The following is a 13,635-nucleotide window of genomic DNA, read 5'->3' on the forward strand; positions in this document are numbered from 1 at the left end:
TCAGGCGATACTCGGCAGTACGATCTCGTCGCTGCGCTGCACCCCGGCGGTGAAGGCGCGGCACAGTTCGAGAAACTCGCGCATCGCCGAGGTCTGGTATTTCTGCTTATGCCAGATGAAGTAGAACTGCCGGGCCAGGTCCAGATCCGGGGTTTCCACCGGTACCAGGCTGCCGCGGCGGAACGCGTCGCGCAGCGCCAGCCGCGAAATGCAGCCGATCCCCAACCCCGACTCCACTGCCCGCTTGATCGCCTCGGTGTGTTCCAGTTCCAGACGGATATTCAGCGCGCTGCGATGATGGCGCATGGCCTGGTCAAACGTCAGGCGCGTGCCCGAGCCTTGTTCGCGCAGGATCCACGCCTCGTGGGTCAACTCATCCATGCTGGCCACGCCACGTTTGGCCAGATGATGCTGGGGCGCACAAAACACCACGAGCTCGTCTTCTACCCAGGTTTGCACCTCGATATCCGGGTGGCTGCAGTCGCCTTCAATTAGACCCAGGTCAATTTCGTAGTGCGCTACCTGATGCACGATATGTGCAGTGTTCTGCACATGGAGTTTCACCTGGCTTTCGGGATGCTGCTGCATAAAGCTGCCAATCAGCAGCGTCGCCAAGTAATTGCCGATGGTCAGGGTCGCGCCGACCGCCAAGGAGCCGAAGCCGGACTTGCCGTTGAGCAGGTCCTCGATCTCTTTGGCCTGGTCCAGCAGTGCAACCGCCTGGGGCAATAGCTGGTGACCGAGGGCGTTGAGACTCAGGCGTTTGCCGGCGCGGTCGAACAATTGGCAGCTGGATTGACGCTCCAGCTCGGTAATCGACGTGCTGGCGGCGGATTGAGATAAGGCCAGAAGGCCAGCAGCGCGCGAGACGCTTTCCTGCTGGGCGACGGCGACGAAAACTTGCAGTTGACGGAGAGTAAATCGCATATCGATATAACCGATAACCCTTATCTTAATAATCCAGTTAACAGATATTGTCGCCGCCATTAGAATGCTGTGCAATTGCGCATCCTTACCTTTGGCGCAGACCCATTTCCAGGAGTCCCCCGTACATGAGCAACATGAACCACGAGCGTGTCCTCAGTGTTCATCACTGGAACGACACTCTGTTCAGCTTCAAGTGCACCCGCGATCCGGGCCTGCGCTTCGAGAACGGTCAGTTCGTGATGATCGGCCTGCAACAGCCCAACGGCCGCCCGCTCATGCGCGCTTACTCGATTGCCAGCCCGAACTGGGAAGAGCATCTGGAATTCTTCAGCATCAAGGTGCCGGATGGCCCGCTGACTTCCCAATTGCAGCACTTGAAGGAAGGCGACGAGATCATCATCAGCAAAAAACCGACGGGCACCTTGGTGCTTGACGATTTGAAGCCGGGCAAACACCTGTACCTGCTCAGCACCGGCACTGGCCTCGCGCCGTTCATGAGCGTGATCCAGGACCCGGAGACCTACGAGCGTTTCGAAAAAGTCATCCTGTGCCACGGCGTGCGCTACGTCAACGAAGTCGCCTACCGCGAATTCATCACCGAGCACCTGCCGCAGAACGAATTCTTCGGCGAGGCCCTGCGTGACAAGTTGATCTACTACCCGACCGTGACCCGCGAGCCGTTCGAAAACGAAGGCCGCCTGACCGACCTGATGCGCAGTGGCAAGCTGTTCAGCGACATCGGCCTGCCACCGATCAACCCCGAAGACGACCGCGCCATGCTGTGCGGCAGCCCAAGCATGTTGGATGAGACCAGCGAAGTGCTGAACAGCTTCGGCCTGAAGGTTTCGCCACGGATGCGTGAGCCGGGCGATTACCTGATCGAGCGTGCGTTCGTCGAGAAGTAATACAGCGTCAGTAAGCAGATCAAAATGTGGGAGGGGGCAAGCCCCCTCCCACATTCAGTCTCCGGTTTATCCGGCGGGAACCACTTCCAGCACACAAATCATCCCGGGTTCCGGGTAGTGCCAGCGCACATCCACATCCCAGAATTGCGCACCGTATTCCCGTTCCGACGTAGGAACCTGATACGCCGGCCGCGGATCCTGCGCCAAACACTGCTCAATCAGTTCCACCAACGGCTCGCCGAGGCGTTGAGCGTGGCCTTGCGCCTGTTGCAGCGCCGTCTTCAGCCACTGCACCGCAATCAGTTGCGGCGCGCTGCTGGCAATGGTGTTGGTAGCGCTGTCGACAATGTCGGCATAGGGCACATATGGCTTGATATCCAGCACCGGCGTGCCATCGAGCAAGTCGATCCCGGAAATCCACAGTCGCCCCGGTTCCACCTTGTCCAGCTTGACCACCGATTGGCCAATGCCATTAGGTCGGTGGGTGGCACGGGTGGCAAACACGCCCATGGACGTATTGCCGCCCAGGCGTGGCGGGCGCACTTTCAGGCGTGGCTTGTCTTCAAGGGCCTGATGAAACAGGAACAGCAACCACACATGGCTGACCTGTTCCAGCCCCTGCACCGCCTCGCCCTGGTCGAACGGCGCCACCAACTCCAGCACGCCACGGGCAGCCGGTGCCAGTTGCGGTTGGCGCGGGATGGCGAACTTCTCCTTGAAGCAGGAGCGTACGAAACCGACGGGCGAGACCTGGTAACTCATGGCTTAGGCACGGACCCGCAAGGTCAGGCCCTTGAGGAAGTTACGCAGCAACTGATCACCACAGGTGCGGTAGTTGGTATGGCCGAACTTGCGGAACAGCGCGCTCAGCTCTGGCTTGGACACCGGGAACTCCGCTGCCTTGAGGATGGCATGCATGTCGTCTTCCTTCAGTTCGAAGGCCACGCGCAGCTTTTTCAGGATGATGTTGTTGGTCACCGGCGTTTCGATCGGCTGCGGTGGACGGCTTTCGTCCTTGCCGCGCTTGAAGATGACCAAGCCATCGAGGAAGTGAGCCATGACTTCATCCGGGCAGAACACGAAGCCTTCTTCCTCATCTTTCTTGAGGTAGGTCAGCAGGTCTTCCTTGGTCACGTCCATGCCGCCGAGCTTGATGATCTCGACCATCTTGTTGTCGCTGATGTCGAGCATGTAGCGCACGCTGCGCAGTACGTCGTTGTGAATCATGGTGAGCAATCCTGCTATTGAACTGATGACGCCGCCCAATCAGGCGGTGTCGGGAAAAGGGGAACGGCTTAGAACTTCTCTTTGCCGGACAGGTAGCGCCATTGGCCCACTGGCACCTTGCCAATGGACACGCCGCCGATGCGGATACGGCGGATGGCGATGACTTTCAGGCCAACAGCTTCGCAGAACAGCGCGATAACGCCGGGTTGCGGGTTTTTCATCGCAAAGCGCAGGCGGTTTTCGTTCTGCCAGCTGGCTTTCACAGCGGGCAGTTCCTTACCTTTGTAGGTCAGGCCGTGGTTCAGGCGGTTGAGGCCGTGGGCAACCATGTCGCCTTCGACTTCTACTACGTATTCCTGCTCGATCTTGGCGGCATCGGCGGTCAACTTGCGCAGAATCTTCCAGTCCTGGGTGAACACCAGCAAGCCGCTGGCCTTGGCTTGCAAGTCGGCGCTGGCGGTCAGGCGCAGGAAATGCCCCTTGAGCGGGCGCTTGCTGAAGCGGTGTTCTTCAGACAAGGTTTCGGCGCTGATCGTGGCCATGGCGGTTTCAGCGTCCATGCCTGCCGGCGCGTGCAACAGAATGGTCACCGGCTCTGGTGGGGTGGCTTTGGCCTCTGGGTCCAGCTCGACTTTTTCGGTTGTGACCTTGAACTGCGGCTCGTCGATCACTTCGCCGTCCACCGAGACCCAGCCGCCTTCGATAAACAGCTCAGCCTCCCGACGGGAGCAACCGACCAGTTCGATAAGGCGTTTGGAGAGGCGTATGGGGTCAGTCATGACAAGGGCCGTAACAAAAGGGGGCGGCTATTGTACCTGCCTGGCGCCGGTTAATCCCGAGCCCATTTCATTTAGCCCTGGCGCGCCTGCTGTTGCAGCTGGCGCAAACGCATATGCAGCAACGGGTAAGGCTGCCCAAGGCCATCATGCTCCGTGCGTCCGATCACCTCGAAGCCCTGCTTGAGGTAAAAGCCCAGCGCCTGGGGGTTCTGCTCGTTGACGTCCAGTTCCTCGGCGTTCAGGTGTTCGATGGCATAGCCCAGCAATTGCCGGCCCAGGCCCTGGCCACGGTGTTGCGGGTCGATAAACAGCATTTCCACCTTGCCGGCCACCACCCCGGCGAACCCGGTGATGCGCTGGCGCGAGTCCTTGGTGCAGATCAGCATCACCGCATCCAGGTAGCGGGTCAGCACCAGGTTTTTCAACCGGTCGATATAGCTGTCCGGCAGGAAGTCGTGGGTGGCGCGTACTGAGGCTTCCCAGATCTGCGCCAGGCGCGGGTAGTCGCTGGATTTAGGCGTATAGATGACCGAATGCTGTCGCATGACCGCTGCCTCTTGGCGTTATTTGCGCTGATGAGCAAAACGATAGACCTAAAAAAGCCCCGCATCTTGTCAGAGGCGGGGCTTTTTCAAAATATTACGCAAACACGCTTCAGTCGCGCTTTTCAGCCCACAAGTCGTACTCGTCGGCGTCGGTCACGGTGCACCAGACCTTGTCGCCCGGCTTCAAGCCGCTGGCATCGTCAATAAACACGTTGCCGTCGATTTCCGGTGCATCGAAGAAGCAGCGGCCAACGGCGCCTTGCTCGTCGACTTCGTCGATCAGCACTTCGATTTCCTTGCCGATGCGCAGTTGCAGGCGTGCAGAGCTGATCGCCTGTTGGTGCGCCATGAAGCGCTCCCAACGATCTTGCTTGACGTCGTCCGGCACCACGGCCAGGTCCAGCAGGTTGGCCGGAGCGCCTTCCACTGGCGAGTACTGGAAGCAGCCGACGCGGTCCAGCTGCGCTTCGGTCAGCCAGTCGAGCAGGTACTGGAAGTCTTCTTCGGTCTCGCCGGGGAAGCCGACGATGAAGGTGGAGCGGATGATCAGCTCCGGGCAGATCTCGCGCCAGTTCTTGATACGCGCCAGGGTCTTGTCTTCGAACGCCGGGCGTTTCATTGCCTTGAGCACTTTGGGGCTGGCGTGTTGGAACGGGATGTCCAGGTACGGCAGGATCTTGCCGGCGGCCATCAACGGGATCAGCTCGTCCACGTGCGGGTACGGGTAAACGTAGTGCAGGCGCACCCACACGCCCAGGCTGCTGAGGGCTTCGCAGAGTTCGGTCATGCGGGTTTTCACCGGCGCGCCGTTCCAGAAGCCAGTGCGGTATTTCACGTCGACGCCGTAGGCGCTGGTGTCCTGGGAGATCACCAGCAGCTCCTTGACGCCGGATTTGACCAGGCGCTGGGCCTCGTCAAGCACATCACCCACCGGGCGGCTCACCAGTTTGCCGCGCATCGACGGGATGATGCAGAAGCTGCAGCTGTGGTTGCAGCCCTCGGATATCTTCAGGTACGCGTAGTGGCGTGGGGTCAGTTTGATACCTTGAGGCGGCACCAGGTCGATCAGCGGGTTGTGATCCTGGCGTGGCGGCACCACGTCATGCACGGCGTTGACCACCTGCTCGTACTGCTGCGGGCCGGTCACCGCCAGCACACTCGGGTGCACGTTACGGATATTGCCTTCTTCCACGCCCATGCAGCCGGTCACGATGACCTTGCCGTTTTCCTTGATGGCTTCGCCGATCACTTCCAGCGACTCCGCCTTGGCCGAGTCGATGAAGCCGCAGGTGTTGACCACCACCACATCGGCGTCCTGGTACGTGGACACGACGTCATAGCCTTCCATCCGCAATTGCGTGAGGATGCGCTCGGAGTCGACCAGAGCCTTCGGGCAACCCAGGGAAACAAAGCCAACCTTGGGGTTGGCTTTTGCGATGGTGGTGGACATGTCTAACCTCGGTATTGAATGACGCTGCCGGTCGTGCACGACAAGGCACGGATGGGCGCTTGGTGCGCCTCTGATCAAAAAGTGCGCAATTCTATCGGCGGGCAGCGCACTTGACCAGCTTTATGCAGGGAAATGCGACGAGTGCTGCGCTGGATAATTCGCAGAGTGCTTACAACGCTTTCAAGCGCGTACGTCTTGTTCTGTACGGTGCGAGACGACTTTAGACATGCCCACACCTAATGCCTGAAGTACTTTCAGGAGGGTGGAGAGCTTTGGATCGCCGCCCACAGCGATGGACCTGTAGAGATTAGCCCTATTGAGCCCTGTGTTTTGCGACAAGCTAAGCATTCCGCCACGGGCTTCCGCGACTCGGCGGACAGCAACAAGGAAGGCGTCCTCACCACCCGCTTCATCGATTTCCTCAAGAGCTACAGAGAGATACTCGAGAGCAAACGCCTCGTCGTCTTGGAGCATTTCAAGAACGCTATCTTCATGAGAGCGAGTCCGACTGGTCATTTTTGCTGCCCCTTATAAGACGTCCAGAGAGCCTTGGCCTGATTGATGTCGTTTTGCTGTCTGGCCTTTGAGCCTCCGCCTAGCAGAAACACAATTTTTCGATCCTGGATTGCGTAATAGACGCGAAATCCAGGCCCGAAGTCGAGCTTCATCTCAAAGACTCCATCACCTACTGGCTCGGTAACGCCAAAGTGACCCAACGAAGCGCGGTCCACTCTGGCAGTGATTCTTGCTTTTGAACGTGTGTCTTGCACGGTGTCTAGCCAAGCTTGGTAGATATCCACGCCATTGACTGACAGCACATGTTTCACTTCGTACATGAGCAATGTACCTTAAAAGAGACAGGGCGATGATTGAGTTTTTATATGGACTGAAGGTGACATGCCGGATCGTAATTTATTGATCGGCCAAGCTGATTAAGTAGTTTCTGAGGCAACCCTGCTGAGCCGGGCCAACATATACGGTTGGCCGCGATGTCATCAATGCAGGCAAAAAGGCGCCAAAATGCCGCCTCAGTCATTGCTGACTACATAAAGCGACGTCTCAGCTACTGGAACAGCGAAATGCGACGAGTGCTGCGCTATGCTTCGCGCCGTTGCGCACGGGTAATGCCCTTGGGTCAATAAAACGTCTGTTTCGAGAAGTAAAACAGCGCATGCTAGGGTCAGCTTAGTCGTGCTGTTTATAAAAGACCTTGGGTCAAAGGGCAGGAGTGGTTGATGGGTCAGGCAAGTAGTCAGGCAGCAGGTGCCGAGCATTCAAACGCCAAGCCGATTGGCATGCTGGTGGCAGCGGTCGGGGTGGTTTATGGCGATATCGGGACCAGCCCGCTCTACACCCTTAAAGAGGTGTTCAACGGTGGTTATGGGGTGCAGGTCAACCATGACGGCGTCTTGGGGATTCTGGCGCTGATCTTCTGGTCGCTGATCTGGGTGGTGTCGATCAAGTACATGTTGTTCGTGCTACGTGCCGACAACCAGGGCGAGGGCGGCATCATGGCTCTCACCGCGTTGGCGCGGCGGGCTGCTGGGGAGCGCGCTAAATTGCGCAGTTTCCTGGTGGTGTGCGGCCTGTGTGGCGCGGCGCTCTTTTATGGCGACAGCATGATCACCCCGGCGATTTCGGTATTGTCGGCCATTGAAGGTCTGGAGCTGGCGTTTGACGGCCTGGAAAAATGGGTGGTGCCCATCGCGCTGATCGTGCTGGTGGCGCTGTTTCTGATCCAGAAACACGGCACCGATCGTATCGGCAAGCTGTTCGGCCCGGTGATGGTCACCTGGTTCCTGGTGTTGGGCGGTCTCGGGGTGTACGGCATTCTGCAGCAGCCTGAAGTATTGAATGCGCTGAACCCTGCATGGGGCGTGCGCTTCTTTATGGTTCACCCCGGCATCGGCGTGGCAATTCTTGGCGCGGTGGTGCTGGCCTTGACCGGCGCCGAAGCGTTGTACGCCGACATGGGCCACTTCGGGCGCAAGCCCATCGCCCGTGCCTGGTTCATCCTGGTGCTGCCGGCGCTGGTGCTCAACTATTTCGGCCAGGGCGCGATGCTGCTGGGCGATCCGGAGGCCGCGCGCAACCCGTTTTACCTGCTGGCACCGAGCTGGGCGCTGATCCCGCTGGTGGGCTTGTCCACCCTGGCGACCGTGATCGCGTCCCAGGCAGTCATTTCCGGTGCGTTCTCGTTGACCCGCCAGGCGATCCAGTTGGGTTACATCCCGCGTATGCACATCCAGCACACTTCGAGTGCCGAGCAAGGCCAGATCTACATCGGCGCCGTGAACTGGTCGTTGATGGTGGGCGTGATCCTGCTGGTGCTGGGCTTCGAATCTTCCGGTGCCCTGGCGTCGGCCTACGGCGTAGCGGTGACCGGCACCATGCTGATGACCACCATCCTGGTGTCGGCGGTCATGCTGTTGCTGTGGAAGTGGCCGCCGGTGCTGGCGGTGCCGGTGTTGCTCTGCTGCTTGCTGGTGGACGGTCTGTTTTTCGCCGCCAACGTGCCCAAGGTGATCCAGGGCGGCGCGTTCCCGGTACTGGCGGGGATTGTGTTGTTCGTGTTGATGACCACCTGGAAGCGCGGCAAGCAATTGCTGGTCGAGCGCCTCGACGAGGGTGGGCTGCCATTGCCGATTTTTATCAGCAGCATCCGCGTGCAGCCGCCTCATCGCGTGCAGGGCACGGCGGTGTTCCTGACCGCGCGCCCGGATGCGGTGCCCCACGCGCTGTTGCATAACCTGCTGCACAACCAGGTGCTGCATGAGCAGGTGGTGCTGCTGACGGTGGTCTACGAAGACATTCCACGGGTGCCTGCCGCACGGCGTTTCGAGGTGGACTCCTACGGTGAAGGTTTCTTTCGCGTGATCCTGCATTTCGGGTTCACCGATGAACCGGACGTGCCCGAAGCGCTGAAACTGTGCCATCTGGATGATCTGGATTTCAGCCCGATGCGCACCACCTATTTCCTCAGCCGCGAGACCGTGATCGCCTCGCGCATCAAGGGCATGGCGCGCTGGCGCGAAACCTTGTTCGCCTTCATGTTGAAGAACGCCAACGGTAACCTGCGCTTCTTCAAGCTGCCGGTAAACCGTGTGATCGAGCTGGGCACCCAGGTCGAAATGTAAGGCGCTGCATAACGGGAGCCGGCAATCGGCTCCCGCTTTCCTTTCTGAACCCTGTGCAATCGGTGGTTGTCGACTAGGCTCTAAACACTGTTGAACAGTGCCCATAGAACCCAGAAGAGGTGCGCCATGAGTCAACTGCTCGAACCCTATACCCTGCGCCAATTGACCCTGCTCAACCGCATCGCGGTCTCGCCGATGTGCCAATACTCCAGCGACGACGGCCTGGCCAATGACTGGCACCTGGTGCATCTCGGCAGCCGAGCCGTGGGGGGCGCGGGGCTGATTTTCACCGAAGCCACCGCCGTGACGGCTGATGGGCGTATCACCGCCCAGGACCTGGGCCTGTGGAACGACGCCCAGATCGAGCCGCTGCGGCGTATCACGCGCTTTATCGCGGCCCAGGGCGCGGTGGCGGGTATTCAACTGGCCCATGCCGGGCGCAAGGCCAGCACCCATCGGCCCTGGATCGGCAAGCATGGCAGCGTCAAGCCGGAGGAGGGCGGGTGGGTGCCGGTGGGCCCTTCGCCGATTGCCTTCGACCCCAATCACACCCAGCCCAAGCAATTGGACGAAGGGCAGATTCAGCAAGTAATCGCCGACTTTGTCGCTGCCGCCAAGCGCGCCTTGACCGCAGGTTTTGAAGTGGTGGAAATCCATGCTGCCCATGGCTACCTGCTGCACCAGTTTCTCTCGCCCATCAGCAACCAGCGTCAGGACCACTACGGCGGCTCGTTCGAAAACCGCATTCGCCTGGTACTGGAGGTGACCAAGGCCGTACGTGCGGCCTGGCCTCAGGAGTTGCCACTGTTTGTGCGGGTATCGGCTACCGACTGGGTCGAAGACGGATGGAACCCGGATGAAACCGTGGAGTTGGCGCGCCGCCTCAAAGAACTGGGCGTCGACCTGATCGACGTGTCCTCCGGGGGCACCGCCGCCAATGCCGAGATCCCCACCGGCCCTGGCTACCAGACGCGCTTCGCCGAGCGCGTGCGCAAGGAGTCGGGCATCGCCACCGGCACGGTTGGCATGATTACCGAACCGGCCCAGGCCGAGCACATCCTGCGCACCTGCCAGGCCGACATCATCTTCCTGGCCCGTGAACTGCTGCGCGACCCGTACTGGCCGCTGCATGCCGACGATGACCTGGGCGGGCGCAAGGCTATCTGGCCGGCGCAGTACCAGCGGGCAACCCATCGGGACCAGCCGATTCATGAGTCGGATCTGCGCGATTGATCCCGCGCACAGTTAGGTCGAACCCACCCTGATACGGTGGGTTTTTTCTTGCGGTTGCCAGAACTCGCGTCCTGTATCGACCACGGCGTAAGCAAGCGCTGTAGGGTTTTATTACCGAGGCCATTTTTTTAAGTGAATACTCTAAAAAAATCCCACGTGCCACAAGATAGTTTCTAAGCTTAGGGTAAGCCTGGTTCCTAGCCCAGGGAGGTAGGCTGCTTGACCACGAAAGCGTTGTGCTTCGGGGGGAGTTTGGAAATGGGCACCAGGAGTATTTGACTGATATCAGGAGTAGTGGTCCATGGCCAAATCCTATGGCGTAGCGGGTGCAATGGCGTCTTTTCTGAGCCGCCGGATGTCATTGCGGGGTCGAAGGTTGAGTTCGGATGAAATGGAGTTGCTGGCCCAGTACCGGGCGCTGACCGAGAGTGATCAGGTGGCGATGCGGTATCTGATTGGCGCGATGAAAAGCGTATCGCGGTTCTAAGCCACCTGCGATCATTCCCACGCTGCGACGTGGGAATGATCAGGCGGTTAATTTCAGGTGTACTTGCGCTGCTCCGGTGCGGGCGGGAAGTACTGATACAGCCAGGTTTCGCTCAGGGTGCGGTCTTGGGTGCGAATAAACAGGCGCAGCTCCACCGGCTCCACACTGTCGCTGGTGGGGTACCAGTCGAACAGAATGCGATAGCCCTTGATGTTATCCAGCACCAGCACGCTGAAATCCTTCACCTCACCATGGGAGCAGGTCACCACCGGCTCGATGCCGGTGCCCGCTGGCAGGCGATCCAGCCCGCCGCCTTTGAAGTCTACGGCGAAACGCCGCGCCCACACCTTCGGGTAATGCTCGCCGGGTGCCCAGCCTTCGGTAAAACCACCCATGCCTGACCGGGTCGCGTCGACCTGCGCCAGCGGCGTGCTCACCGGTGGCAGTGCGCTCCAGTACAACTTGTAGCCATAGTTGAGCGAATCACCCGCGGCTACGGGCTTTTTCGGGGTCCAGAAGGCGACGATATTGTCCAGGGTTTCGCCGGTGGTGGGGATCTCCAGCAGGTCGATCGAGCCTTCGCCCCACGCGGTGGTCGGTTCAACCCACAGGCTTGGGCGCTTGCTGTACCAGTCGACGGTATCCTGGTAGCTGGCGAACTCATGGTCGGTCTGCACAAGGCCGAAGCCTTTGGGGTCGGTGTCGGCGAACGCGTTGAATTGCAGCTTGGCCGGGTTGTTCAGCGGGCGGCAGATCCACTCGCCATTGCCGCGCCACATGGCCAAGCGGTCCGAATCGTGGATTTGCGGGTGGATGGTGTCGCACATGCGCCGCTCATGGGTGCCGCAGCTGAACATGCTGGTCATGGGGGCGATGCCCAATTGTTCGATGGCAGTGCGTGCATTGATGTGCGCGTCGATTGCCATCACCACCTGGTTGGCCTGGCAGTCGATATCGAAGCGGTAGGCGCCGGTGGCGCTTGGCGAGTCAAGCAGGGCGTAGACCACAAAGCGGGTGGCATTCTTGTCCGGAGTTTCGAACCAGAACTGCGTGAAGTCGGGGAATTCCTCGCGTTTTTTCGCGTAGGTATCAATCGCCAGGCCGCGGGCCGACAGGCCATATTGGCCGGTGGAGTCCACCGCGCGAAAGTAGCTGGCGCCGAGAAACGACAGCACGTCATGGCGGTCCAGCTCCGGCGCCTTGAACAGCTTGAAGCCGGAAAAACCCAGGTCGCCGGTCAGTTGCTGGGTGTCTACCGTGGTTTTTTCATAGTTGAACAGCGAAGGGCGGAAATGAACTTCGCGAGCCTCGCGGGTCTTGGGGTCGACACTGTGCATGCGCACCGGCGTCTTGAAGCCCATGCCGACATGGAAGAATTGCACGTCCAGTTGGCCGTTCAACTCTTTCCACAACGAATGGTTACCGTCGTAGCCAATGGCGTTGAAATTCTGCGGGGTCATGGTGGCCAGGGTTGGCGGCAGCACCTGCTTAGTGTCTTGATAGCCACGGGTGGCCAGTTGCTTGGCTTGCGCCTTGAGCGCTTCGAAATCGAACGCCACGGCCTCGCCGTCGGCGGCACGGTTCCCGGCCCAAGCCTGCGCGGCCAGCAGGCCGCTGGCCGACAAACCGGTGTAAGCCGCAATGGCCATGGATGCTTTGAGCAAATTCCTGCGGTGCATAGAGACAACCTGTCGTGAGCAAATCCCGCGCCGTTCCTGGCACGTAGCGGATCAGAAATAACGGTTCGGACATGCCTTCGGCCAAACGCAACGGACAATAAACAGACGCCGGATAGCTTAAGCGGTTCGATGAACAAGGCAAATTGATTGATGGCGGGATGATGGCGCTGCATATGCAACAAGACATTTCCTGGTCGAATACCCGCGTTACATCTGGAAGCACTCTAGATCGCGGCTTTTTGGCACTTCGTCTTACGCTGGGGGCCTATTGGTCCTATGAACCCAAGTGTCTGGAGGCTACGAATGAATACCCGCGGATTGCTCGATCAGTTGCTCAAGTCTGGCCAGGATATGTTGCAAAACAAGGCTGGCGGCCAACGCAAATCCAGCGACAAAAGCGCCCTTGGCGGTTTACTCGGGGGTAGCGGGCTGGGCAGCATGCTCGGCGGTGCCGGTGGCGGCGCCCTGGCGGCCGGAGCCATGGGCTTGCTGCTGGGCAACAAAAAAGCGCGCAAATTCGGCGGCAAGGCCCTGACCTACGGCGGCCTGGCCGCATTGGGTGTGATTGCCTATAAAGCCTACGGCAACTGGCAAGCCCAGCAAGCCAGCGCCCCCCAAGGCGAACCACAAACCATCGACCGCCTGCCTCCGGCCCAGGTTGAACAACACAGCCAGGGCATTCTCAAGGCACTGGTGGCCGCCGCAAAGGCAGACGGCCATGTGGATGAGCGCGAGCGCGCGTTGATCGAAGGCGAATTCACCAAGCTGGACAACGACCAGGAACTGCAACACTGGCTGCACGCTGAACTCAACAAGCCCCTGGACCCCACCGACGTCGCCCGCGCCGCCAGCACCCCGGAAATGGCCGCCGAAATGTACATCGCCAGCGTAATGCTGGTGGATGAGGAAAATTTCATGGAAAAAGCCTACCTGGATGAACTGGCCCGCCAACTGAAACTTGAACCCGGCTTAAAGCTGGAGTTGGAAAAGCAAGTGCGGCTCAACGCATAAGTAAGGCTATCGACGCAGCTCTGCCCCGCTAACCACGATGCGAAGCGAGCCGCTCTTGATCTGCTTTTGATCTTGATCTTAGGCGCCCCGTCAAACCACGCTGGCCGGAATTCGACAGGGATTTGGGGGGTAAACCGGCAGGGATGCCGGTTTAGCCGCCCCGCGCCATGGACGGCGCGTGGCGGCGGCCTCCCAAATCCATGGCGGATTACGGGCACACCGAGCCTAAGCGAGGTGCCGAGTGGTGGGGCAAGA

14 protein-coding genes are annotated in these 13,635 nt (G+C 59.7%); 5 read left to right on the top strand and 9 right to left on the bottom strand.

The window, feature by feature from the left end; genetic code table 11:
• Positions 1-927: a LysR family transcriptional regulator gene (locus E3O56_RS08855; RefSeq protein ID WP_010212678.1), complete on the bottom strand. Its 927-nt coding sequence runs from the start codon at positions 925-927 to the stop codon at positions 1-3.
• Between the two features lie 125 nt (positions 928-1,052).
• Here E3O56_RS08855 and fpr point away from each other — a divergent pair, with 125 nt between their 5' ends.
• Positions 1,053-1,832, top strand: coding sequence for a ferredoxin-NADP reductase (fpr, locus tag E3O56_RS08860; RefSeq protein WP_003189055.1), 780 nt, complete (start codon positions 1,053-1,055; stop codon positions 1,830-1,832).
• 66 nt (positions 1,833-1,898) lie between these two features.
• On the opposite strand, the gene tsaA is transcribed toward fpr, so the two are convergent.
• From tsaA to E3O56_RS08895, 7 genes are all read right to left on the bottom strand, one after another.
• Positions 1,899-2,594: a tRNA (N6-threonylcarbamoyladenosine(37)-N6)-methyltransferase TrmO gene (gene tsaA, locus E3O56_RS08865; protein WP_103733430.1), complete on the bottom strand. Its 696-nt coding sequence runs from the start codon at positions 2,592-2,594 to the stop codon at positions 1,899-1,901.
• Between the two features lie 3 nt (positions 2,595-2,597).
• Positions 2,598-3,059: a DUF1456 family protein gene (locus E3O56_RS08870; protein ID WP_005785469.1), complete on the bottom strand. Its 462-nt coding sequence runs from the start codon at positions 3,057-3,059 to the stop codon at positions 2,598-2,600.
• A 68-nt stretch (positions 3,060-3,127) separates the two neighbouring features.
• Positions 3,128-3,838, bottom strand: coding sequence for an rRNA pseudouridine synthase (locus E3O56_RS08875; protein ID WP_005785471.1), 711 nt, complete (start codon positions 3,836-3,838; stop codon positions 3,128-3,130).
• Between the two features lie 71 nt (positions 3,839-3,909).
• A complete protein-coding gene (locus E3O56_RS08880; RefSeq protein ID WP_078820442.1) occupies positions 3,910-4,383 on the bottom strand; it encodes a GNAT family N-acetyltransferase in 474 nt (157 codons plus the stop codon).
• A gap of 109 nt (positions 4,384-4,492) precedes the next feature.
• Entirely contained in the window at positions 4,493-5,821 is a 1,329-nt protein-coding gene (gene rimO, locus E3O56_RS08885) for a 30S ribosomal protein S12 methylthiotransferase RimO (protein WP_169899532.1), read from the bottom strand.
• Positions 5,822-6,013: 192 nt separating this feature from the next.
• Complete coding sequence (locus E3O56_RS08890; protein WP_032877495.1) at positions 6,014-6,349, bottom strand: addiction module antidote protein; 336 nt, start codon at positions 6,347-6,349, stop codon at positions 6,014-6,016.
• Positions 6,346-6,669, bottom strand: a complete 324-nt coding sequence (locus E3O56_RS08895) for a type II toxin-antitoxin system RelE/ParE family toxin (protein WP_032877494.1) — start codon at positions 6,667-6,669, stop codon at positions 6,346-6,348. The genes E3O56_RS08890 and E3O56_RS08895 overlap by 4 nt, the downstream gene beginning before the upstream one ends.
• Before the next feature lie 399 nt (positions 6,670-7,068).
• Here E3O56_RS08895 and E3O56_RS08900 point away from each other — a divergent pair, with 399 nt between their 5' ends.
• From E3O56_RS08900 to E3O56_RS08910, 3 genes are all read left to right on the top strand, one after another.
• Positions 7,069-8,970 carry a potassium transporter Kup gene (locus E3O56_RS08900; protein ID WP_005785476.1) on the top strand — a complete coding sequence of 634 codons (1,902 nt, stop codon included), beginning with the start codon at positions 7,069-7,071 and terminating at the stop codon, positions 8,968-8,970.
• Between the two features lie 126 nt (positions 8,971-9,096).
• Positions 9,097-10,203, top strand: coding sequence for an NADH:flavin oxidoreductase/NADH oxidase (locus E3O56_RS08905; RefSeq protein WP_194440210.1), 1,107 nt, complete (start codon positions 9,097-9,099; stop codon positions 10,201-10,203).
• A gap of 301 nt (positions 10,204-10,504) precedes the next feature.
• On the top strand, positions 10,505-10,690 hold the full coding sequence (locus tag E3O56_RS08910; RefSeq protein ID WP_005785481.1) for a hypothetical protein: 186 nt from the start codon (positions 10,505-10,507) through the stop codon (positions 10,688-10,690).
• Between the two features lie 53 nt (positions 10,691-10,743).
• Here E3O56_RS08910 and E3O56_RS08915 read toward each other — a convergent pair whose 3' ends face one another.
• Positions 10,744-12,369, bottom strand: a complete 1,626-nt coding sequence (locus tag E3O56_RS08915) for a glucan biosynthesis protein D (RefSeq protein WP_032877493.1) — start codon at positions 12,367-12,369, stop codon at positions 10,744-10,746.
• Positions 12,370-12,672: 303 nt separating this feature from the next.
• On the opposite strand from E3O56_RS08915, the gene E3O56_RS08920 reads away from it, so the two are divergent.
• Positions 12,673-13,380: a tellurite resistance TerB family protein gene (locus E3O56_RS08920; protein ID WP_148852476.1), complete on the top strand. Its 708-nt coding sequence runs from the start codon at positions 12,673-12,675 to the stop codon at positions 13,378-13,380.
• Positions 13,381-13,635 lie beyond the last annotated feature (255 nt).

This window comes from Pseudomonas sp. W2Aug9 (assembly GCF_023127755.1).
Lineage (GTDB): Bacteria > Pseudomonadota > Gammaproteobacteria > Pseudomonadales > Pseudomonadaceae > Aquipseudomonas > Aquipseudomonas synxantha_A.